Annotated in this window: 22 protein-coding genes; 8 read left to right on the top strand and 14 right to left on the bottom strand. The window is 70.1% G+C overall.

The genetic code is table 11. The features are described 5' to 3' along the window. Positions 1-552 precede the first annotated feature (552 nt). On the top strand, positions 553-1,299 hold the full coding sequence (fliK, locus tag V3T34_RS05370; RefSeq protein ID WP_305077544.1) for a flagellar hook-length control protein FliK: 747 nt from the start codon (positions 553-555) through the stop codon (positions 1,297-1,299). Continuing rightward, positions 1,262-1,855: a transglycosylase SLT domain-containing protein gene (locus V3T34_RS05365; RefSeq protein ID WP_060849502.1), complete on the top strand. Its 594-nt coding sequence runs from the start codon at positions 1,262-1,264 to the stop codon at positions 1,853-1,855. Before fliK ends, V3T34_RS05365 begins: the two co-directional genes overlap by 38 nt. 53 nt (positions 1,856-1,908) lie before the next feature. Here V3T34_RS05365 and V3T34_RS05360 read toward each other — a convergent pair whose 3' ends face one another. The 8 genes from V3T34_RS05360 to motA all read right to left on the bottom strand — a co-directional run bounded on the left by V3T34_RS05360 (position 1,909) and on the right by motA (position 8,300). Beyond that, complete coding sequence (locus V3T34_RS05360; protein WP_060848200.1) at positions 1,909-2,631, bottom strand: response regulator transcription factor; 723 nt, start codon at positions 2,629-2,631, stop codon at positions 1,909-1,911. Positions 2,632-3,127: 496 nt separating this feature from the next. Further along, the gene (locus V3T34_RS05355) at positions 3,128-3,571 is read right to left on the bottom strand and encodes a hypothetical protein (protein ID WP_091753184.1); all 444 of its coding nucleotides are present in this window, start codon (positions 3,569-3,571) and stop codon (positions 3,128-3,130) included. Further along, positions 3,568-4,632, bottom strand: a complete 1,065-nt coding sequence (gene flhB, locus V3T34_RS05350; RefSeq protein ID WP_060848198.1) for a flagellar biosynthesis protein FlhB — start codon at positions 4,630-4,632, stop codon at positions 3,568-3,570. Before flhB ends, V3T34_RS05355 begins: the two co-directional genes overlap by 4 nt. A 20-nt stretch (positions 4,633-4,652) precedes the next feature. Continuing rightward, positions 4,653-5,684, bottom strand: coding sequence for a flagellar motor switch protein FliG (locus V3T34_RS05345; protein WP_060848197.1), 1,032 nt, complete (start codon positions 5,682-5,684; stop codon positions 4,653-4,655). 10 nt (positions 5,685-5,694) lie between these two features. Further along, positions 5,695-6,051 carry a flagellar motor switch protein FliN gene (fliN, locus tag V3T34_RS05340; RefSeq protein WP_060848196.1) on the bottom strand — a complete coding sequence of 119 codons (357 nt, stop codon included), beginning with the start codon at positions 6,049-6,051 and terminating at the stop codon, positions 5,695-5,697. A 93-nt stretch (positions 6,052-6,144) separates the two neighbouring features. Then, on the bottom strand, positions 6,145-6,438 hold the full coding sequence (locus tag V3T34_RS05335; protein ID WP_060848195.1) for a hypothetical protein: 294 nt from the start codon (positions 6,436-6,438) through the stop codon (positions 6,145-6,147). Beyond that, positions 6,422-7,360, bottom strand: coding sequence for a flagellar motor switch protein FliM (locus V3T34_RS05330; RefSeq protein WP_305077543.1), 939 nt, complete (start codon positions 7,358-7,360; stop codon positions 6,422-6,424). Before V3T34_RS05330 ends, V3T34_RS05335 begins: the two co-directional genes overlap by 17 nt. Positions 7,361-7,427: 67 nt before the next feature. Beyond that, a complete protein-coding gene (gene motA, locus V3T34_RS05325; RefSeq protein ID WP_060848193.1) occupies positions 7,428-8,300 on the bottom strand; it encodes a flagellar motor stator protein MotA in 873 nt (290 codons plus the stop codon). A 446-nt stretch (positions 8,301-8,746) separates the two neighbouring features. On the opposite strand from motA, the gene V3T34_RS05320 reads away from it, so the two are divergent. Then, entirely contained in the window at positions 8,747-10,525 is a 1,779-nt protein-coding gene (locus tag V3T34_RS05320) for a flagellin N-terminal helical domain-containing protein (protein ID WP_331369107.1), read from the top strand. A gap of 574 nt (positions 10,526-11,099) precedes the next feature. Further along, on the top strand, positions 11,100-12,878 hold the full coding sequence (locus tag V3T34_RS05315; RefSeq protein ID WP_305077541.1) for a flagellin N-terminal helical domain-containing protein: 1,779 nt from the start codon (positions 11,100-11,102) through the stop codon (positions 12,876-12,878). A 110-nt stretch (positions 12,879-12,988) separates the two neighbouring features. On the opposite strand, the gene V3T34_RS05310 is transcribed toward V3T34_RS05315, so the two are convergent. From V3T34_RS05310 to V3T34_RS05285, 6 genes are all read right to left on the bottom strand, one after another. After that, the gene (locus V3T34_RS05310) at positions 12,989-13,672 is read right to left on the bottom strand and encodes a response regulator transcription factor (RefSeq protein ID WP_305077540.1); all 684 of its coding nucleotides are present in this window, start codon (positions 13,670-13,672) and stop codon (positions 12,989-12,991) included. Positions 13,673-14,017: 345 nt separating this feature from the next. Next, positions 14,018-14,725, bottom strand: a complete 708-nt coding sequence (locus V3T34_RS05305; RefSeq protein WP_305077539.1) for a glutathione S-transferase — start codon at positions 14,723-14,725, stop codon at positions 14,018-14,020. Positions 14,726-14,813: 88 nt separating this feature from the next. Next, entirely contained in the window at positions 14,814-15,548 is a 735-nt protein-coding gene (locus V3T34_RS05300; RefSeq protein WP_305077538.1) for a YidB family protein, read from the bottom strand. A 191-nt stretch (positions 15,549-15,739) separates the two neighbouring features. Next, entirely contained in the window at positions 15,740-16,159 is a 420-nt protein-coding gene (locus V3T34_RS05295; protein ID WP_305077537.1) for a thiol-disulfide oxidoreductase DCC family protein, read from the bottom strand. A 41-nt stretch (positions 16,160-16,200) separates the two neighbouring features. Continuing rightward, the gene (locus tag V3T34_RS05290; RefSeq protein ID WP_305077536.1) at positions 16,201-16,506 is read right to left on the bottom strand and encodes a hypothetical protein; all 306 of its coding nucleotides are present in this window, start codon (positions 16,504-16,506) and stop codon (positions 16,201-16,203) included. Between the two features lie 299 nt (positions 16,507-16,805). Then, entirely contained in the window at positions 16,806-17,069 is a 264-nt protein-coding gene (locus tag V3T34_RS05285) for a hypothetical protein (RefSeq protein ID WP_060848185.1), read from the bottom strand. A 310-nt stretch (positions 17,070-17,379) separates the two neighbouring features. On the opposite strand from V3T34_RS05285, the gene V3T34_RS05280 reads away from it, so the two are divergent. The 4 genes from V3T34_RS05280 (at position 17,380) to V3T34_RS05265 (ending at position 20,572) form a co-directional block, all read left to right on the top strand. Further along, the gene (locus V3T34_RS05280) at positions 17,380-17,775 is read left to right on the top strand and encodes a VOC family protein (protein ID WP_060848184.1); all 396 of its coding nucleotides are present in this window, start codon (positions 17,380-17,382) and stop codon (positions 17,773-17,775) included. 94 nt (positions 17,776-17,869) lie between these two features. Then, positions 17,870-18,418: a twin-arginine translocation signal domain-containing protein gene (locus V3T34_RS05275; protein ID WP_060848183.1), complete on the top strand. Its 549-nt coding sequence runs from the start codon at positions 17,870-17,872 to the stop codon at positions 18,416-18,418. Positions 18,419-18,620: 202 nt separating this feature from the next. Beyond that, on the top strand, positions 18,621-20,189 hold the full coding sequence (locus V3T34_RS05270) for a GMC family oxidoreductase (protein WP_060848182.1): 1,569 nt from the start codon (positions 18,621-18,623) through the stop codon (positions 20,187-20,189). Beyond that, on the top strand, positions 20,189-20,572 hold the full coding sequence (locus tag V3T34_RS05265; protein ID WP_060848181.1) for a hypothetical protein: 384 nt from the start codon (positions 20,189-20,191) through the stop codon (positions 20,570-20,572). The genes V3T34_RS05270 and V3T34_RS05265 overlap by 1 nt, the downstream gene beginning before the upstream one ends. Positions 20,573-20,719 lie beyond the last annotated feature (147 nt).

Below are 20,719 nucleotides of genomic sequence, written 5' to 3'. Positions count from 1 at the left end.
GCGCCCGCCGCCCCGGCGGCGCAACGCCCCGTCCTCGCCGACCCGGCCGCGACGCTCCCGCCGCGCGAGGCGCCCGCGCCCGCGTCACCTCGGACATCCCCCGACCAGGCCGCGCCAGCCGGACCCTTGCCCGGCGCGGTACCCGGCAGCGCAACTCCCATCGATGCTGCCCCGAGCGAGGCACGCAGCCGAGCCGTCGCCGGCGCGACGCCCGATGCCGGTTTGAACCCAAGGGCCGAGGCCGGTTCCGCGACCCGGGCCGAACCCGCATCCCGGCGCGAGGCTTCGCCTGCGGCCGCTCCGGTGACACAGGCCGCGGCCGCCCGCGCCCTGCCGGGTGCGGTACCGACGAGCCCGGTCTCCACCGTTTCCGGCTCCACTTCGACTCCCGCGGGCGCGGCCCTGGATGAGGCCTTCGGCCGAGCCGCCGCCGGACCCGCCGATGGGGGCGGTGCCGAGCCGGACGCGATGTCCGGGGCCGGCTCCGCGACCCGGACCGGGCCTGCCGTCGAGGACGGCGCCTCGCACGCGACCCGGTCGCCGACGGCCGAAGTGAGAACCTCGGAAGGCAAGCCGATCGAGAAGGCGCCCGAGGCCAAGTCGACCGAGACCAGGACGACCGAGACCAGGACGATCGAAGCGAGGCAGGCCGACGCGAAGGTGTCGGCCGCCTCCGGCGATTGGCGCACCGACGCGCCGGCCCAGCCGGCGGCCGCCGCGACCACGTCCGGCACGGTTCCCCCGGCCGCCTCGGCGCTGCCGCAGACGACCCTGCGCCAGATCGCCGACGCGGTGGCGACCGGCGCCGCCGCGCTGCCGGATCCCGCCTCGGTCCGGGCCGGCGCGGTCGCGGCGGCCTGGAGCGCCGCCGCCCAGGCGGAGGGGCCGGTGCGGCTCCTGACGCTGCAGCTGCGCCCCGCCGAGCTCGGACAGGTGCAGGTGCGGATGCGGCTGCAGGACGGCCGCCTCGAGATGAGCCTGCGGGCCGAGCGCGAGGAAACCGCCGAGCTCCTGCGCCGTGACGGCGGGCTCCTGACCGCGCTAGTGCGCGAGGCCGGCTACCAGCCCGACCTCATCACCGTCCAGTCGGGGCGTGTTCCCGGCGAGGCGGCGCAGCCCGGCCAGGGCGGCGCCCCGGCAGGGCAGTCCTTCACCGCCGCCGGCGGCCAGCAGCAGGGCGGCGCGAGCCCGGACCAGCCGGCCCGCCGCATCCCCGACGCGCCCGAGGAAGGCGGGCGCCGGGCCATGGAGCAGAGAGATGATGCGCAGACCGGCGATCGCAGCGGCCTTTATCTTTAGCACCGTGGCGGCCGCGCACGCCGCCGCCACGGTCTCGGGCGCCGCCAAGGCGCCGCTGCCGGCGACCGGCAACGTCTGCGAGCAGCAGATGGCGGCCGCCGCCGCGCGCCACGGCGTGCCCCTCGGCATGCTGTACGCCGTCGGGCTCACCGAGAGCGGCAACCGCGGCTCGCTCCAGCCCTACGCGATGAACATCGCCGGCAAGGCGTATTTCGGGGCGAGCGCCGCCGACGTGATCCGGCGCCTGGGCGAGGCGCAGGCCAGCGGCGTGCGCCTGGTCGATCTCGGCTGCATGCAGATCAACCACCATTACCACCGGGCGAAGTTCACCTCGCTCGAAGCGATGATCGACCCGCGCCAGAACGTCGAGTACGCGACGGTGTTCCTGAAGGAGCTCAAGGCCCGGGAAGGCAGCTGGACCCTGGCGGTGGCGCGCTACCACGCCGGCCCGAACAACAACCCGGCGCAGAAGCAGTATGTCTGCCGGGTGATCGCCAACATGGTGGCCTCCGGCTTCGGCCAGTGGACCCCGGGGGCGAAGACGTTCTGCCGGTGAGACCGGGCTCGTCGACCCGCGGGCGGGGGCGGTCGCCCTCGCCCCGGAGGCCGTCAGCCGACGTAGGTGTAGCCGATGTAGCGCTTGGCCTCGATCGGGTCGTGGCCGAGCGCGTGGGCCAGCTTCTTGCGCAGCTTGCTGACGTGGCCCTCGACCACGCTCTCCTCGACCCCGTCGCTGTAGACGCCGTAGACACCGTTGAAGAGCTGGGTCTTGGTCACCCGCCGGCCCCGGTTGCGCACCAGGAACTCCAGGATGTGCCGCTCCCGCCGCGGCAGCGAGACGGGGGCGCCGTCGATCTCCGGGTCGCGCCCGTCGAAGAACACCTTGAGGCGCTCCGGGCGGGACGGGGTCGTGTCGCCCTGCGGCTCCTCCGGATCGGCCACCGCGCAATCCGGAGCCGGCTCCGGCGCGCCGTTGACCCGGCGCCAGATCGCCTCGGCCCTGGCCAGGATCTCGCGGACGTGGACGGGCTTGGGCAGCACGTCGTCGATCCCGGCGTCGAACAGGACGAGGGTCTGTTCCAGCGAGCGCGAATCAGCGAGCGCGATGATCGGGGCGCGGGACTGGCGGCGGATCGTGCTGGCGCAGCGCGCGCGCTCGTCGAAATCGCCGAGCAGGAAGCCCTGCACCGCATCGAGGTCGCTGCGGGACGCCGACTCGATCCAGCTCGTGAACTCCTCCGGCGACAACGAAAAAGACGACACGCCTTCTCGGTCGAAACCGGCTTTGAAGCCCGCATTCACGGATTTCCTGGTATCGACCAAGAAATACATCTGTCGTACCCTCATCGAGCCCGGCCAGATGTCGCAGTGGTGCTGCGCTCCAACCTGTGCCCCGTCTTGCACTCCCGGTGCGGAATCTGCGGCCACGGTGCGCCCGATATGCGCGCGCCGTTCCGAAGTCCTGCCGTCCCCGAGTTGTGCCGCTCGAATTCATGTCGCGGCCGGAGCGGCCGGTCAATGATTGCTGCGTCGCAGCAAGCCCGCTTCGCAGGGCTTTTTTAAGAATTGGCGGCAGGTGTGTGCGCGCGGACGCGTTAGGCGGCGGTTAGCTCGACCGGAGGTAGTGCAAACGCTGCCACAACCGACGTTGGGGGGCGAGCCGGCCGGCGCGGGGCCGTGCGACGCGCGGGCGGTGACGGGCCGAATCACCCGCGCCGGCCCCCGGGACAGGTCGTCCGGGAAAAAATCGGGCGCGGACGCTTCCCGTGGACAGGAGACGCCCGCGCCCGATGATCGGCGGAAGGATTTCTTGCAGCGCTTGCGTGGCTCAGGCTGAGAGCCGGGCGTCCGAGAGGGCGCGGGCGAAGGCGTCGAGGCGCAGGGGCGGCGCGTCCTCGGCCAGGATGCGCTGGATCGCGACGCCGACGAAGCAGCCGTCGAGGACGAGCTTGAAGAACACCGTCACGGACTTCGCCGCGAATTCCATGTCGAGCACCACCTTCATCGAGCGGCCCCAGTCGAGGCAGACGTCGGAGGCGTCGGCGTAGGTCAGGGTGGCGTCCTTGAAGAACGGCTCGGCCGAGGAGGCGACGAGGTCGGCGATGTTGCCGTGGCGCTCGCCCCGCACCCAGCCGATCAGCACGCTGCCGTCGAGCAGGCAGAACTCGGTGATGAAGTCGCGGATCGCGGTGGCGAAGACCTCCTCGGCCGCCGCGACCACGTCGCCGGGGATCGCCCGGGCCTGCGCGAGATCGTGGTCGTGAGGGATCATCGTTGTCTCGCGAACAGGAAGAACAGGATCTGCGCGACCGCGCGATAGAATTCCGCCGGAATCATCTGGTCGACCTGGACAGCATCGTACAGCGACCTTGCCAGAGGCTTGTCTTCGATCACCGGGATGCCTTTCTGCTCGGCGATCTCGCGGATGCGCAGGGCGATGAGGTCCTGGCCCTTGGCGAGCACGATCGGCGCCGGCCCCTCGGAGGGCTCGTAGCGGAGCGCGATCGCGAAGTGGGTCGGGTTGGCGATGACCACGGTGGCGCGGTCGACCTGGCCGAGCATCCGCTTGCGGGTGCGGTCCTGGGCGAGCGAGCGCAGGCGCGCCTTCACGGTCGGGTCGCCCTCGACCTGCTTGTGCTCGTCCTTGATCTCCTGGCGCGACATCTTGAGCGAGCGCTGCCAGCGCAGGCGCGCCCAGACGAGGTCGCCGGCGACGATCACGATGGTGGCGATGCTGACGGCCGAGACCAGGCGGATCGCGGTCGTCAGGATCAGCTCGGGAAGCTGGCTCGGGTCGACGAACATGGCACTCACGGCTTTGCCCTGTTCCGAGCGCAGGAGCAGGAGGACGACGAGACTGACCGAGGAGACTTTAAGGACGGCTTTCAGGAACTCGACCTGGCCGGAGCGGCCGAAGATCCGGCTCCAGCCCGAGGCCGGGGAGACGCGGTTCCATTTCGGGGCGATCCGGTCGGCAACGAGGCTCGGAACGTTCTGGGCGAGGGAGGCGACGAGCCCGAAGCCGATCAGGACGAGGAGGATCGGCGTCAGGAACCGGGCGAGCGCGAACCCGGTGGCGTGCATCAGGGTCAGGGCGTCCTCGGCGCTGCCGAGGGCGAAGCCCCCCGGATGGTCGAGGAAGGAGGAGAGGTCGCGGGCCAGCGCCGCGGCCCGGTCCCGCACCACCAGGCTGAGGCAGACCAGCAGGCCGAGGATCGAGGCGAAGACCGGCGCCTCGCGGGAGAACGGGACGTCGCCCTTCTCGATCGCGTCGCGCACCTTCCGCTCGGTCGCGGCCTCGGTCTTGCTCTCCTGGTCGGTCTCCTCAGACATGGTCGAGGCCCCGGGCGTGCTCAGCGGATGAGGGCTTCATCCTCGCCTCCCGGGTTGATCTCGATCTCGCCGCGACCCGCCATGTCCATGGCGAGGTCGGTGATGCTGCGGCGCGCCTCCATCACGTCGCGCTGGGCCGCCGGATCGCCGCCGTTGAGCTCGTGCTCGACCATGCGGCGCACGCGGGCCGAGAGCGCGCTGAGCACCACGGTCCGGAACTCCGCCTCGGTGCCCTTGAGCGCCAGCACCAGCCGGTCGTTGGGGACCGCGTCGAACAGGGTGGTGCGCGCGCGCGGCGCCAGCTTGACGATGTCGTCGAAGGTGAAGAGCAGGCCCTTGAGGATCTCGACCGATTTCGGCCGCGTGTCGGCGAGGCTGGTCAGCGCCTCGTCCATCTGCTGGCGGTCCATCTTGTTAATGATGTCCGCCATCTTGGCGTGGGTGTCGGCGCCCGAGTTGCGCGAGCCGTTGATCAGGAAGTCCTCGTGCAGGCCGCGCTCGATCGCCTGCATGACGTCGTCGGTCACCGGCTTGAAGCTCAGCATCCGGCGCATCACGGTGTTGCGCACCGGCAGCGGCAGGTGCCCCATCACCTTGGCAGCGAAGGCGGGCTTGACCCGCGACAGGATCAGGGCGGCGGTCTGCGGGTGCTCCTTGACGAGGTAGCTCGCCAGCACGCTCTCGGAGGCCGAGGACATCCGCTCCCAGACCGAGCGGTTGGCGTTGCCGCGTACCTCGGCCAGGATGTCGGCGAGCTGGTCGGCCGGGATCAGGCCGGTGAGGAGCTTCTCGACCTCCTGCACCGTGCCGACCAGGCTCGCCCCGCCGGCGAACTCCTCGGCGAAGTGCTCGATCACGGTGTCGACCTGGTCGGGGCTCACCGCCCCGAGCCGCGAGGCCGAGTGGGTGATCCGCTTGATCTCGTCCGGCTCGAAGTACTTCAGCAGCCGTCCCGCCGCGGGCTTGCCCATCGCCAGGAGCAGGGTCGCGACCTGGTCGACGGGCGCGAGCTGCCGGGAGGCGCCGCGCAGGGCCGGGGGGGAGGCCGCCATGTTCACGCGATCAGCCGTTCTGCGCTGCGTCGGCCGGGCCGACCACCTCGGTCAGCGAGACGCCGAAGCGGGAATTGTCCTCCTCGACGATGACGATCTCGCCGCGCGCGATCACCCGACCGTTGACCATGATGTCGACCGGCTCGCCGACCCGGTGGTCGAGGGCCACGATCGCGCCGCGGCCGAGCTTCATCAGGTTGGCGACCGGCATGGTGGCCGAGCCGAGCACGACCTGCACCAGGACCGGGATGCGCAGGATCGAATCGAGGTTGCGCGGGTCCTCGCCCACCGGAACGCCCGGCTGTGGGGCGCCCTGGCTCGGGAAGACGGGGCTGGCGCCGGCATCGGAGAAGGGGCTCGTGCTCATCGCGGGCTCGCGTGGGATCCTGAAGTCCGTGACAGTCCTAAGTGGTCAAGCTGATCCGAGGCTTGCGGGCGGCGGCGCCACCCCGCCGGATGCTCAACGCCCGCTTTCGGCCCGGACCGCGGCGCGGCGGCCGGCCTCGAGGGCATCGAGCGTCGCCTTCGCCTCCTCGATCTTGGCGCTCAGGGCTTCCAGCACCTCCCGGCCCTCGCCGGTGAAGCTGCGCACCGCCTCGCCCGCGCTGGCGAGCGCGTGGCCCGAGGCCGCCACCGCCCGGCCGTACTCGGCCTGGGCGCGGTCGAGGCGCTTGAGCTTCAGGTAGAGCGGCAGCACGCAGGCGGTGGTGCCCACCAGCGCGGCGAGCAGCACCCCGTCAACCAGCGACACCATGCTCCGCCCCTTCCTTGTCCTGGTTGATGGCCTCGTCGATCCGCAGGACGTAGGCGCCTTGGGACTGCCCGGCATGGCACCAGAACAGCGCCTTGTCGTTGCCCTCGAGCTTGATGCGCGTCGCCGGGGTGGCGTCGAGGGCGATCACCTGGCCGACCTTGAGCCCGGCGATCTCGCCGAGGCTCAGGTGGCGTTCCTCCAGCACGGCCCGCAGGTGGACCGTGGTCTTCTGCACCTCGGCGGCGATCTGGCTCGTCCAGCGCGGGTCGCGGCGGGTGCTGGTCTCGCCGGTGAGCACCTTGGCAAGGCTCGGCCTGAGCGGGTTGAGCACCGTCTGCGGGATGATGATGAACATCTCGCCGCCGCGGTTGAGCGCCTGGAGCAGGAACTTGGCCTGGATCGCCTTGTTGCTGCGCCGGCCGATCACCGCGAACTCCATCCGGGTCTCGGTGCGCTCCAGGGTGAAGGCGGTCTTCGAGACGAGGCCGAAGGAGGATTCGAGCGCCCGGCCGACCTGCTCCAGGATCATCTGGGCGATGCGCAGCTCGATCGCCGAGAAGGCGCGCTCGTCGTCGACCGGCTGCTCCGAGCCGTCGGCGCCGAACAGCACCTCGACCATCGTGAAGATGAAGTCGCGGTCGAAGCCGACGAGGATGTGGCCGTCCCAGGCCGGGGCCTGGAAGATGCCCACCACCGCGTTCGAATCGTAGACGTCGAGGAACTCGCCGAAGCGCCCGCTCTCGACCCCGCTCAGGGAGTAGAGGATCGAGGAGGCGGCGAGGTGCTTGAGGCCGTCGCCGCAGGCGGTGGCCAGGCGGTCGAAGATCAGCTGCAGCATCGGCAGCCGGTCCAGGGAGAGGCCGGCGGCCTCCTGGATGCGGGCGCGGATGTCGGCGGGGTTCTTGAGGATCGTCGGGTCCATGGCTGGCGGTGTCCCGGCCCTCAGGCCGCTGCGCGGGTGGTCGGGGTCGGGCCGCGTCGCGACGGGGTCACGCCGCCTCGCGGTTCTGGGCGCCCGGCACGGTGGCGGCCTCGACCTCGTCGATGGTCGGGCGGTCGGCGGCGGCGATGCCCTTGCGGCCGTGCTCGATCGCCACCTGGGGCAGGGCGCCGTTCATGTAGGCGATCAGGCTCTGCTTCACGATGGTGTAGACCGAGCACTGCTTCTCGCGCACGCCCTTCACCTTGATGGCGAGCGGCGCCAGCACGCCGTAGGAGGCGAACACGCCGAAGAAGGTGCCGACGAGCGCCGCGCCGATCAGGCCGCCGAGGATCTGGGGCGACTGGTCGAGCGCGCCCATCGCCTTCACGATGCCGAGCACCGCCGCGACGATCCCGAGCGCCGGCAGCGCCTCCGCCACCGTGTTGATCGCGTTGTAGGGCTTCAGCGCGTACTTCTTGTGCGTGCCGATCTCCTCCTCCATCAGCGCCTCGATCTCGTGCGAGCGGGCGCCGCCGATCAGGATCAGCCGGCAATAGTCGCAGATGAACAGGACCAAGCCCTGGTCCTTGGTCACGTCCGGGTAGTTCTTGAAGATCTCGGAATTCGCCGGATCGTCGAAATGGGTCTCGACCTCGTTGCGCGGCTTGGTCTTGATCTCGCGCAGGAGGGCGTGGATCAGGCCGAGCAGGGACAGGAAGTCCTTGCGCTTGGGGCCCTTGCCGCTGAACGCCTCCATGGTCGCCTTGCCGGAATCGACCACGGTCTTCATCGGGTTGGCGATCACGAAGGTGCCGGCCGCCATGCCGCCGATGATGACGAACTCCCAGGGCTGCCAGATCACGATCAGGTGGCCGCCCATGGCCACGAAGCCGCCGAGCATGCAGCCGATGGCAATGAGCAGGCCGACGAGGATTCCCATGTCCCGCAACGCTCCGTCTTTGATGGCGACGGGTCTAGGACCGGTGGCTTGCGCGGGGCTTTTTCGCGCGGCGGCCGGCCCGCCGTCCCGGGGCCGGCGGGCGGGATTCTCCCCGATTCCCCCGCGGGTTACCCTGAAGTTATCCCGGGTATCCCCAGGCTTCCCGACGCGGCGGCGCCGGCTTAATCGCTTGATAAGGCGGGAATCGCGATAGTCCCTCCTGTCGGCGGGGCCAACTAAGGCCGCCGCGGCAGGCGCAGCGGATGGGCTTTTACAAGCTCAAGACATGATGTCGAACCGCTGACCCCGGTGAGAAGCCGGATGTGTATGAGTGCGCAGACGGATCTGTGCTTCGCGACGGCGAGCACTGGACCTTTTCTCTGCCCCGGTGCGAGCCCGGAGACCATCCCACATTCCCGCCCACGCGCAAGACCGGAATCATCGCCGTGACCAGCCTGCTGACCAACAACGCCGCGATGACTGCCCTGACGACCCTCAAGTCGATCAACAGTCAGCTCGATACCACCAGCAACCGCGTCTCGACCGGCCAGCGCGTCTCGGCCGCGTCCGACAACGCCGCCTACTGGTCGATCGCGACCTCGGTGCGCACCGACAACGCCTCGCTCTCGGCGGTCAAGGACTCGCTCGGCCTCGGCTCGTCGTCGGTCGACACCGCCTATAACGGCCTCAACTCGATCATCACCGACCTGCAGAACATCCGCGGCAAGCTGCAGAGCGCGATGACCCCGGGCGTCGACCGCGCCAAGGTCCAGACCGAGATCTCGGCCATCCAATCGAAGATGAAGGCCACCGCCGACTCCTCGAACTCGAGCGGCCAGAACTGGCTCTCGGTCGATTCGACCGCCACCAACACCAACTACCAGGCGACCCAGAAGGTCGTGGCCGGCTTCTCCCGCGCCTCCGACGGCACGATCAACTTCTCGATGGTCAACATCGACGTCAACGGGATCAAGCTCTACGACCGGACCGCCGGCTCCACGGTGACGAAGCCCGCCACCGCGGCGCTCGTGGTCGGCTCGACCTCGCTCACCGGCACCGGCGCCTTCACCCCGGGCGGCACCGCCGACTTCGCCACGGTGACGGCCGGCCAGACCAAGCAGGTCAACCTGGTCGTCGACCTCGGCGGCGGCGCCAGCGCCACGATCCAGCTCGACAAGGACACCCTGAAGTCCACCGCCAAGGACCTGAGCAAGGTCACCACCGACGAGATGCTGTCGGCGATCAACAACCAGATCGCGGCCTCCGGCACCGCCAAGCTCGGCGGCAAGGTCACCGCCGGCCTCGACACCGCCGGCCGCCTGACCTTCACCACCGTCGGCACCGGCACCGCCGCCACGATCAAGATCGGCGTCGCCAACCCGACCGACTCCACGAAGTTCGTCGCCGCCGACATCGGCTTCGGCGCGACCTCGAACGCGCCGGCCCTGACCGCGGCGAGCAACTACTCGGCGGCGTTCGACATCTCGGGCGCCAACACCCGGGCGATCACGATCAACGACGGCACCACCACGACGACCGTCACGCTGAGCTCCGCGGCCTACGACGCCGCCGGTTCGGCGGTGAGCTCGGCCAAGGCGACGCTGAGCGGCGCCGATGCGGCGACCCTGATCAACATCGCCCTCAAGGCGGCCGGCAACACCGCGAGCGCCAGCTTCGCGGGTGGCAAGCTCAGCCTGACGACCTCGGGCGCCGACACCAACTCCTCGGTGACGGTCACCGCGCCCGACGCCCTCTACGGCTTCACCACCGGCCAGACGGCCACCGGCACCAACGCGGCGGCGGGCGCCGGTACGGCCTCCACCACCACCACCGCCAAGGGCATCCTCGACACCACCGCGGGCAACTACAACGCCTCGTTCGGCGCCGGCGCCTACTCGGTGGCGAACTTCAACATCTCGAACCTCGTCGGCTCGAACGGCGATGCCGACGTGCAGAACATCCTGAACATGGTCGACAAGGCGATCGCCAGCGTGACGGATGCGGGCACGAAGCTCGGCGCCAACAAGACGCAGATCGACGGCCAGAAGACCTTCGTCGACACGCTGATGAAGGCCAACGACCGCACCATCGGCATCCTGGTGGACGCGGACGTGGAAGAGGAGTCGACCAAGCTGAAGGCGCTGCAGACGCAGCAGCAGCTGGCGGTGCAGGCGCTCTCGATCGCCAACTCGGCGAGCCAGAACGTCCTCTCGCTCTTCCGCTAAGCGGGGGAGGGCGGTCCCCCGGGGGCCGCCGTCATCCTGGTCGCAAGAAGGGCCGCGCTCGGGTCGAGCGCGGCCCTTCTTGCGTTCCGGGACGGAGCGGCAGGCGCCGGAGGCCATGGTATCCGGCCCCGATCGATGCGGCCGCCGAGGCGTTGGTTAAGATATTTTCTACGCCATCCCGCCCCGGGCCAGGATCGTGCCGTCTCTCTACGACGTATCCACAGATCGTTGCTGGCCCAATGCTCGCCTCTACGGGACGATGCGGGCGCTGTGTGGTTAATCGCTTCGTAAGCCTATCAAGCCATTATCACCCTATCGAGCGGCGCCACCGGCAACACACGGCAGCGCCGCCGGCAACAATCCAGCGGATGGGTCTCCGGCGAGATCCAAGGACATGATGTCGGTCCGCTGATCCGGTGCGAGTCCGGAGGTGTGATTGCGCGACGGATGGATCCCCGCAGGTCCGTCCCGGTCGTCGAAGGCCCGCTCCGGTCCCTCGACCGACCGACAGGTCGCATCGGTGCAAGCCCGGTGAGCCGAACTCTCCTCCCTTCTCAGCCCGGAAGACAGATCCGTGACCAGCCTGCTGACCAACAACGCCGCGATGACGGCGCTGACGACCCTCAAGTCGATCAACACCCAGCTCGACATGACGAGCAACCGCGTCTCGACCGGCCAGCGCGTCTCGGCCGCGTCCGACAACGCCGCCTACTGGTCGATCGCCACCACCGTGCGCACCGACAACGCCTCGCTCTCGGCGGTCAAGGACTCGCTCGGCCTCGGCTCGTCGTCGGTCGACACCGCCTATAACGGCCTGAACTCGATCATCACCGACCTGCAGAACATCCGCGGCAAGCTGCAGAGCGCCCTGACCCCGGGCGTCGACCGCGCCAAGGTCCAGACCGAGATCTCGGCCATCCAGTCGAAGATGAAGGCCACCGCCGACTCCTCGAACGCCAGCGGCCAGAACTGGCTCTCGGTCGATTCGAGCCCGTCCAACACCAACTACCAGGCGACCCAGAAGGTCGTGGCCGGCTTCGCCCGCGCCTCCGACGGCACGATCACCTTCTCGATGGTCAACGTCGACGTCGCCTCGATCAAGCTCTACGACCGCAACGCCGGCACGACGGTGACGAAGCCCGCCACCGCGGCCCAGGTCGTCGGCTCGACCTCGCTCACCGGCACCGGCGCCTTCTCGGGCGGCACCGCCGACTTCGCCACGGTGACGGCCGGCCAGACCAAGCAGATCAACTTCGTCATCGATCTCGGCGGCGGCGCCAGCGCGGCGATCCAGCTCGACAAGGACACCCTCAAGTCCACCGCCAAGAATCTCGCTGCGGTCACCACCGACGAGCTGCTCGCGGCGATCAACAACCAGATCGCGGCCTCCGGCACCGCCAAGCTCGGCGGCAAGGTCACCGCCGGCCTCGACACCGCCGGCCGCCTGACCTTCGCCACCGTCGGTACCGGCACCGCCGCCACGCTCAAGATCGGCGTCGCCAATCCGACGGACTCGGCCAAGTTCGCCCCCGCCGACATCGGCTTCGGGGCAAGCTCGAACGCGCCGGTGCTGACCGCCGGTACGGCCTACTCGGCCCTCAACATCTCGGGTGCCAACACCAAGATCCTCACGGTCGACGACGGTACCGGCAGCCCGGCGACCACCGTGACGCTGAACGCCGCAGCCTACACTAATGCCGGCTCGGCCGTGTCCTCGGGCGCCGCGACGCTGAGCGGGGCGGACGCGGTGACTCTGATCAACAATCAGCTGAAGGCGGCCAACAGCACGGCGACCGTCAGCCTCGTGGGCGGCAAGCTCGTGCTGACGACGACGGGCGCGGGCACGAACTCGTCGGTGACGGCGAACGGCGCGGACGTGACGAGCTTCGGCTTCACGGCCGGCCAGACGATCACCGGCACCAACGCGGCGGCGGGCGCCGGCACGGCCTCCACCACCACCACCGGCAAGGGCATCCTCGACACCACCTCCGGCACCTACACCGCCATCTCGGCCGGCGCCTACTCGGTGGCGAACTTCAACATCTCGACCCTGGTCGGCTCGGCCGGTGACGCCGACGTCGCCAGCATCCTGAACATGGTCGACAAGGCGATCGCCAGCGTGACGGATGCGGGCACGAAGCTCGGCGCCAACAAGACGCAGATCGACGGTCAGAAGACCTTCGTCGACACGCTGATGAAGGCCAACGACCGCACCATCGGCATCCTGGTGGACGCGGACGTGGAAGAGGAGTCGACGAAGCTGAAGGCGCTGCAGACGCAGCAGCAGCTGGCGGTGCAGGCGCTCTCGATCGCCAACTCGGCGAGCCAGAACGTCCTCTCGCTCTTCCGCTAAGCGGGGGAGGGCGGTCCCCCCGGGGACCGCTGCCATCCTTCTGAACGACGAGAGCCGCCCGCGACCGTCAGGGTCGCGGGCGGCTCTTTCATGATGCGTTCCGGGTGGGATCAACCGACGAAGGTGTAGCCGGTCATGCGCTTGGCCTCGATCGGGTCGTAGCCCAGACGCATCCGCAGCTTCTTGCGCAGCTTGCTGATGTGACCCTCGACCACGCTCTCGTCGACCGCCGTGTCGAGGTCGCCGTAGACGGACTTGAAGATCTGGCCCTTGGTCACCGGCCGGCCGCGGTTGCGGGCGAGGTAGTCGAGGATGTCGCGCTCGCGGCGCGGCAGGAGCAGGCTCTGGCCGTCGATCTCCGGATCGCGCCCGTCGGCGTGGACGGTCAGGCGGCCGCTCTTGTCCGGGGTGCTCGCCGGCTTGGCGTCGCTGCGGTTGGTGCGGCGGCGGATCGCGCCGGCCCGGGCGATGATCTCGCGGACATGGACGGGCTTGCGCACCACGTCGTCGATGCCGGCGGTGAACAGCGCCAGGGTCTGCTCGAGCGAGCGGGTCTCGTTGAGGGCGATGATCGGCGCCCGGGACAGGCCGCGCAAGGCCGCGGTGAACGCCGTGCGGTCGGCGCAGTCGCCGATGACGAAGCCCTGGACCGCGTCGAGGTCCTGGGGCGGCGTGGCGTCGATCCACGTCCGGATGTCGCTCACGTCCAGCCCCCGGGCCGGCACGCCCTCCGCGCCGAAGCCCTGAACGTACTGTGCGGCCACGCTTTCCCGCTCGTCGACCACGATGTACACGCCAGCCCCCAAGATATTTTGACGAGACGTCTTGCTCCGCGTCCAGCAAAGGCGCGAGATTGCTTGCCGTCTGATTGTCGGAAGAAGAGCCGAAACCGTCGCGGTCTTGCCGAGAGGGCATCCGGCTTGCGCCTCGCGGCGCGTATTCGTGAATGATTTGTTAAGGCGAGTGTCGCGCCGAAATGGTTAATTTTCTGTTAAGCTCGCCCACAGGCTGTTCACTTACGGACACAGCCTGTGGCGCCCGGGCAACGCCGGGTTGAAGAAATTCATCGAAATCAATGGGTTGTGGGCCGGTTGGTGCGGTACGGCGCCTGTGGCGGCCGGGCGACAGGCACGGAGCGCTCAGCCGTCGAGTTCGGGGTAGCGCCGGAAGATGCCGTCCTCGCTGAACGGGAGGCGCCGGTCGCTCGCCAGGTAGGCGGCGACGCGTGGCAGCGAGACGACGCGCCGGTGCAGGGCGACCACCATCGGGGTCGCGGCGAGGGCCCGCTCGGTCGCTTGCGGGAAGGCGTAGGCCAGGCCCTCAACGAGCTGGAACAGCGAGAGGTCGGCGTAGCTCAACCGGTCGCCGACGAGGTGGCGCGGTCCGGCGGGATTGGCGCCCAGCACCCGCTCGAGCCAGCCGAGGAATTTCGGGATCCGCTCGTCGCGGAAAGCCGCCGCCCGCCGGACCGCCTCGGGCTTCTGGTCCTCGTAGAAGAGCGAGGTGGCGATCGGATGGTGGGTCTCGTGCACCTCCGCCACCGCGTCCGCGATGGTGAGCTGGATCTGATGGGTCCAGATCCGGTCGGTCTCGCTCTCGCCGACGAGGCCGAGGCGCGGACCGAGATGGAGCAGGATCGCGGACGCCTGGCCGATCACGAGGTCGCCGTCGCGCAGGAAGGGCGGCGCGAAGGCCGGGCGGGGCGGCGCGCCGAGGCGCTCCAGCATGTCGTCGATGCCGTCCTCGCGGGTGACGTCGAGGTAATCCGCCCCCGCCGCCTCGAGCGCCAGGCGGACGAACTCGCCGCGGCCCTGGATGCACGGCCAGTAATGCAGCTCGTAGGCCATCGGTCCGTCCTCGTGCGCTCTACAGCCGGCGCAACTCGTGTCATCGGTCGCGCGAGCAGGCGCCCGGACGTGCCGGGCGCCCCCGGTCTCACCAGCCGCGCATCTCGTCGTGGTTCGGGCGCCGGCCCTGCGGGGTCAGGCCGTCGATCACCCCCGGCAGCACCTGGGCGAGCTGCGACAGCAGGTCGTCGCGGCTGAGGCCGGTCTGCCGGCTCAGGGTGTCGACCGTGTCGGGCCCGAGCGCCTGGGCGAGCTGGCGCGGCTCGATCGAGCGGTTGTGGCCGGAGCCGATCCAGGATTCGATCACGTCGCCGAGGCCGCCGCGGCGGAAGCGGTCGATCAGCTGGTCGAGGCCGCCGCCGGCCGCGTCGTCGGGCTGCTCCCGGTCGAGGCGGGAATAGGGGCCGGTACCCTGGTCGAAGGAACTGGGGTCGAACGGATTCTGCACGCCGCCCGCCGGAGAGGGGGAGGGGGACGCGGTGCCGCCGCCCGGGCCGTCGAGCATTCCGGCGAGGTCGGAATAGGGATTGTTCGGATCCTCGCCGCGCCGGCCCCGTCCCTCGTCCCGCGGCTCGGGTGCGCCGTAGCCGTGCGGGTCGGGGACGTAGCCGTCCTCCGGCCCGCCCTGCGGCGCCGGCCGGCGCCCGCCGCCGAAGATGTCGCCGAAGCCGCCGTTCATCGCCTTGGCGGCGAGCAGCATCAGCAGCGCCTTGACGATGGGCGACATCGCCCCCGTGCCGCCGCCGCCTCTCTCCTCGTGCCGGCTCCCGCCTCCGAGGACGTTGCCGAGCACCGAGCCGATGACCTGATCGAGCAGACCCATGGGTGCGTCTCCCCTCCGCGCATTTGCATCCTGGTTAACCGTGCTCGGCCGCCCCGGTTGCCTCGGGGGCGTCGACCGGCCCGGCGAGAGGATGCGCGGATCGCGACGGCGAGGGCGAAACGTCCGCCGACCTCATCCTCGCCGAGGATCGGACCGCCTGGCGACGGCCTCTGCCCCGATCGGGGACGGCCCTACAGGATGCGGTCCCGGTAGCGAGCCGGGGCCGCCCAGCACTCGTCGCGCTTGCCGAACAGGCGATAGCGGTTGCGCGCGACGAGCCGGTAGACGGGATCGCGCAGTCGGGCCGGGACGAGGCGGAGGATCCCGGCGAGCCGCCAGGGATACCCGAGCGTCTCGTAGATGTGGAGGATGGCGTCGCTGTCCCGGCGCACCCGGGCCCCCTCGACGACGAGCAGGGTGGCCGGGTCGTCCGGATCCACGCCGTGACGGCGGGAGAGCGCCCGGCCGACCTCGCCCTGCATCGCGGCGAGGCGGAACCTCGCCGCCCGGTCCCGCTCCAGCACGAAGCGGGCATTGGCCGAGCACAGCACGCACGCGGTATCGAACAGGATGACGGGGCCGGGAGAAGCCGTCGGGCGGGGCGTCGTCATGCGGGGAGCGTCCACCGAGGCGGCGTCGTGGGGCGCCTGCCTTACCTTCGATCGCCCGCCCCGTCACCGCCGCCGGTGGCGCGGCGGTCCTTGGGGTCGAGCTTGTCGAGGGGGTCGGTCCGCGCCGGCGTGCCGCCGGGCGTCGCCCGCGTGGGCGTCACCTGCGTGTCGGGCTTGAGCGCCCGGGGCGGTGCGATGCCCGGGCCTCCGCCGCGGGCGTCGTCGGGCCGATCGGCTTTCGGGAGATCGGCCTGGGTCGGCTGGTCGCGCCGGTCGGAGATCGCCAGGGCGGGCACGGTGCCGGCGACTAGGATGAGGACGGAGGCAAGGCGAGCGAGCGGGGGCATGACGGTCTCCGGCGGGCGCCAAGATCGGGGTAATCGGGATGGGAAGCGCCTCGGGCCCGCAGCGGTTCCGGGGCCGGCCGCTCACCGGCCGCTCCACGAACGAAGGACCGCCCTTGCGGGGCGGTCCTCGGTCACATGTTCATCAGGGCGCTGGCGGTGCCGAAGGCGGTCATCGCGAGGCCGCCAGCCAGGACGCCGATCATGCCGTAGGACACGGCGCGCAGGAGCTTCATCTCACTCATTTTCAAATTCCCTCGATCTTCCGGATTCGTGTCGGCGTCTTCCCAGGCCGGTCGCGCTCAGCAGCGCTGGCCGCCGGAGGTCTGGCCGTACTGCTTGACCGGGAAGTTCTGCTGGTTGGCGTTGCCCTCCGAGGCCGAGCTCATCGGGCAGGCGCCGTAGAACGGCACGCTGGTATTGGCCGGGCCGATGGAGCCGGTGGTCTCGACGTCGCGCGGGGCGAACGGGTTGAAGGGGGAATTCGCGCTGAATGCCATGGCGGACGAGATCGGAGCGACGCCAAGGACAAGCGCGGTGACGACAGCGGCGATACGGGTCTTCATCTGGTATTCAGTCTCCTGTCTGCGCTGCGGGCCGGGTTTCGTGGCCCGCTCTCTTGCGGTGATTGGAATATAGGACGTCGCGAAGCGGCGAGATGTGCACTCGCGCACGCGGCGGAGCGGAACAAGCATCGCGGTCACGACGTGCGGGCGGCCCGGGATTCCGTTGCGGGAGCACCGCGCGGCCGGGGAGCGCAGCGCACCCGGCGTCACATCCCGCTACCACCCGGGATCCTTCCCTGGAGCTAGTCTAAGCACCGACACCCGGGCGACCGTTCGCGGCGCCCCCCACCGCACGAGGTTCCCGCTGCCGATGGCCAAGCCCGTCCACTCGATGATCCGCGTCCTCGACGAGGAGCGTTCCCGCGCCTACTACGCCCGCGCGTTCGGCCTGGAGCTCGCCGAGCGCATCGGCTTCGACGGTTTCGCGCTCGTCTACCTGCGCCATCCCTCGTCGCCGTTCGAGCTGGAGCTCACCGTCAACTTCGACCGCACCGAGCCCTACGCCCTCGGCGACGGCTACGGCCACCTCGCGGTGGTGGTGGACGACGTCGACGCCGAGCATGCCCGCTTCACCGAGGCCGGCCTGCCCGCGACCCCGGTCAAGGACTTCCAGCACCAGGGCAAGACGCTCGCCCGGTTCTTCTTCGCCACCGATCCCGACGGCTACAAGATCGAGGTGATCCAGAAGGGCGGTCGCTTCGCCTGAGGCCCCGATCGAGCCGGGCCGGGAAGCGCGCGCAGACGCGCCCCGGCCCGATGCAGACGACAGACCGCACAGAAACGATCCCGAGGAGACGCCCATGAGAGAAGTCGATCCGCGCGCGCGGTTCAGCCGCCGCGGCTTCCTGCAGACCGCCGCCGTCGCCGCCCCGGCCGCGGCGCTCGCCACCGGCGCCGGGCTCCAGGTCTCGGAGGCCTGGGCCGAGAACGGCGCCGCCCTGGCCCCGGCCGAGCTGAAGACCCTGGTGAAGATGGCACGGGACATCTACCCGCACGACTTCCTCGGCGACGTCTACTACATCACGGCGATCAAGCCCTGGGACGGCAAGGCCGCCGCAGACGCGGGCGTGAAGACGCTGCTGACCTCCGGCGTGCGCCGCCTCAACGAGGATTCGCAGGCCCGCCACAAGGTCGATTACGCCCAGATCGGCTGGGAGGCCGACCGCGTCGTCATCCTCGAGGGCATCAGCCACACCGACTTCTTCAAGAAGATCCGTTCCGACCTCGTCGTCTCGCTCTACAACCAGCCCGAGCTGTGGCCGAAATTCGGCTACGAGGGCGCGTCCGCCGACAAGGGCGGCTACATCAATCGCGGATTCAACGACATCGACTGGTTGCCGAAGGTCTAGAGCATTTTCCGACGAAGTGGATGCCGGGGCGTCGAAGAAAATGCGGCAAAATCAAAAACCTAGAGTGCATCGCGATTGCAACGCAATCGTGAAGCGCTCTAGCCCGGCAACGCCCACCGATCTATCGAGCGTCAACTAAAGAACAATCAATGAACACCGCGCCGGATCGGCCGCGACCGGGCCGCGCGGGCCGGAGGAAACCATGGCCACATTCGACCTGAACGACGACGGCCTCGTCGTCATCGTCGGCTCGGGCGCCGGCGGCGGCACGCTCGGCACCGAGCTGGCGCTCAAGGGCATCCGCACCGTCATCCTCGAGGCCGGCGCCCGCCACAACATGGAGGATTTCGTCAACGACGAGTGGGCGAGCTTCGCCCAGCTCGCCTGGACCGACATGCGCACCACCTCGGGCTCGTGGCGGGTGGCGCGGGACTTCCCCAACCTGCCGGCCTGGATCGTCAAGGCGGTGGGCGGCTCCACCGTGCACTGGGCCGGCGCCTCCTTGCGCTTCGAGGAGCACGAATTCCGCATCCGAGACCATTACGGCGCGATCCCCGGCGCCAACCTCCTCGACTGGCCGATCACCCGGGCCGAGCTCGACCCCTGGTACACGAAGGCCGAGGACCGGATGGGCGTGACCCGCACCAACGGCATCCCGGGCCTGCCGGGCAACAACAACTTCAAGGTGATGGAGGCCGGGGCCCGCCGCCTCGGCTACACGGAGGTCCATACCGGCCGGATGGCGATCAACAGCCAGGAGCGGCACGATCGCGGCTCGTGCCAGCAGATCGGCTTCTGCTTCCAGGGCTGCAAGTCCGGCGCGAAGTGGTCGACCCTGATCGCCGAGATCCCGCGCGGCGAGGAGACCGGCAACCTCGAGGTCCGTCCGAACTGCATGGCGATCCGCATCGAGCACGACGCGTCCGGCAAGGTGACGGGCGTGGTCTATGCCGACGGCGACGGCAAGCTGCAGCGCCAGAAGGCCCGCATCGTCGCGGTGGCCGGCAACTCGATCGAGAGTCCGCGGCTGCTCCTCAACAGCGCGTCCGCGCAGTTCCCGGACGGTCTCGCCAACTCCTCGGGCCAGGTCGGCCGCAACTACCTGCGCCACATGACCGGCAGCGTCTACGGCGTGTTCGAGAAGTCGGTGCACATGTACCGCGGCACCACGATGGCCGGCATCATCCGGGACGAGGCCCGGCACGACCCCAAGCGCGGCTTTGCCGGCGGCTACGAGATGGAGACGGTCTCGCTCGGCGTGCCGTTCATGGCGGCCTTCCTCAATCCCGGCGCCTGGGGCCGCTCCTTCACGAGCGCGATGGAGCAGTACCCGCGCATGGCCGGGATGTGGCTCGTCGGCGAGGACCTGCCGCAGGAGACGAACCGCATCACCCTCGATCCCGCGGTCAAGGACAAGCACGGCATGCCGGTGGCGAGCGTCCACTTCGACGACCATCCCAACGACGTCGCAATGCGAAACCACGCCTACAAGCAGGGCGCGGCGATCTACGAGGCGGTCGGCGCCACGGTGACCTATCCGGTCACGCCCTATCCGAGCACCCACAACATGGGCACCAACCGGATGAGCGCGAAGGCCCGGGACGGCGTGGTCAACAAGTTCGGCCAGACCCACGACGTGAAGAACCTGTTCGTCTCCGACGGCAGCCAGTTCACCAGCGGCGCGGCCTGCAACCCGACCCTGACCATCGTGGCGCTGGCGCTCCGCCAGGCCGACCACATCGCCGGCGCGATGCAGCGGCGGGAGATCTGATGCGCCCGCTCGCCCTCCGCTTCGCCCCGCCCCTGCTCGGGCTGCTCGCCGGCGGGACCCTCGCCGGCGCCGCCCTGGCGCAGGGTTCGCCGACGCCGGTCGCGCCGGCGACCCAGCCCGGCGGGGCCGCGGCCTACCCCAACAGCCCCGGCGGCCAGCCGGCGGCCGAGCGGGACGGCCGCTCCGTCGCCACCGACCACGCCGCCTGCCCGGGCCCCGGCCCGTGCCCGGCGGCGCCCGGTCCCTCGGGGGCGGCGGACACGAACCGCACCGCGGCGCCGAGCAGCTCGGTGGGCCGGGCCGGCCCGGTGCCGAGCACCGCCTACCCGGACGCGCCCGGCGGGCTGCCGTCGAACCGCCCGGACGGCGCGGCGCCGCGGTGACCCGCTTCCGCCGGTGACACGAGATCCGGACGATCGCCGCCGGATCTCGTCTCGAAAGCCCGCGCGGTGGAGCCGCAGGCTCCACACGCCCGCGCGATCGATCGGACATCGCATGACGCCGACGATCGGCGGAGGAGCGATGTCGTT

It is taken from the genome of Methylobacterium ajmalii (assembly GCF_036448855.1).
GTDB classification, from domain to species: domain Bacteria; phylum Pseudomonadota; class Alphaproteobacteria; order Rhizobiales; family Beijerinckiaceae; genus Methylobacterium; species Methylobacterium ajmalii.
Note: the sequence above shows the minus strand (reverse complement) of the source record. Positions and strands in the feature narration are given on the sequence as shown.

What these genes read in the sequence shown, in the direction of transcription:
- V3T34_RS05365 (WP_060849502.1), top strand. Translation starts at nt 1,262, where the DNA reads ATGCGCAGACCGGCGATCGCAGCGGCCTTTATCTTTAGCACCGTGGCG.
- V3T34_RS05360 (WP_060848200.1), bottom strand. Translation starts at nt 2,631, where the DNA reads ATGTATTTCTTGGTCGATACCAGGAAATCCGTGAATGCGGGCTTCAAA.
- V3T34_RS05355 (WP_091753184.1), bottom strand. Translation starts at nt 3,571, where the DNA reads ATGATCCCTCACGACCACGATCTCGCGCAGGCCCGGGCGATCCCCGGC.
- flhB (WP_060848198.1), bottom strand. Translation starts at nt 4,632, where the DNA reads ATGTCTGAGGAGACCGACCAGGAGAGCAAGACCGAGGCCGCGACCGAG.
- V3T34_RS05345 (WP_060848197.1), bottom strand. Translation starts at nt 5,684, where the DNA reads ATGGCGGCCTCCCCCCCGGCCCTGCGCGGCGCCTCCCGGCAGCTCGCG.
- fliN (WP_060848196.1), bottom strand. Translation starts at nt 6,051, where the DNA reads ATGAGCACGAGCCCCTTCTCCGATGCCGGCGCCAGCCCCGTCTTCCCG.
- V3T34_RS05335 (WP_060848195.1), bottom strand. Translation starts at nt 6,438, where the DNA reads ATGGTGTCGCTGGTTGACGGGGTGCTGCTCGCCGCGCTGGTGGGCACC.
- V3T34_RS05330 (WP_305077543.1), bottom strand. Translation starts at nt 7,360, where the DNA reads ATGGACCCGACGATCCTCAAGAACCCCGCCGACATCCGCGCCCGCATC.
- motA (WP_060848193.1), bottom strand. Translation starts at nt 8,300, where the DNA reads ATGGGAATCCTCGTCGGCCTGCTCATTGCCATCGGCTGCATGCTCGGC.
- V3T34_RS05305 (WP_305077539.1), bottom strand. Translation starts at nt 14,725, where the DNA reads ATGGCCTACGAGCTGCATTACTGGCCGTGCATCCAGGGCCGCGGCGAG.
- V3T34_RS05300 (WP_305077538.1), bottom strand. Translation starts at nt 15,548, where the DNA reads ATGGGTCTGCTCGATCAGGTCATCGGCTCGGTGCTCGGCAACGTCCTC.
- V3T34_RS05295 (WP_305077537.1), bottom strand. Translation starts at nt 16,159, where the DNA reads ATGACGACGCCCCGCCCGACGGCTTCTCCCGGCCCCGTCATCCTGTTC.
- V3T34_RS05290 (WP_305077536.1), bottom strand. Translation starts at nt 16,506, where the DNA reads ATGCCCCCGCTCGCTCGCCTTGCCTCCGTCCTCATCCTAGTCGCCGGC.
- V3T34_RS05285 (WP_060848185.1), bottom strand. Translation starts at nt 17,069, where the DNA reads ATGAAGACCCGTATCGCCGCTGTCGTCACCGCGCTTGTCCTTGGCGTC.
- V3T34_RS05280 (WP_060848184.1), top strand. Translation starts at nt 17,380, where the DNA reads ATGGCCAAGCCCGTCCACTCGATGATCCGCGTCCTCGACGAGGAGCGT.
- V3T34_RS05275 (WP_060848183.1), top strand. Translation starts at nt 17,870, where the DNA reads ATGAGAGAAGTCGATCCGCGCGCGCGGTTCAGCCGCCGCGGCTTCCTG.
- V3T34_RS05270 (WP_060848182.1), top strand. Translation starts at nt 18,621, where the DNA reads ATGGCCACATTCGACCTGAACGACGACGGCCTCGTCGTCATCGTCGGC.
- V3T34_RS05265 (WP_060848181.1), top strand. Translation starts at nt 20,189, where the DNA reads ATGCGCCCGCTCGCCCTCCGCTTCGCCCCGCCCCTGCTCGGGCTGCTC.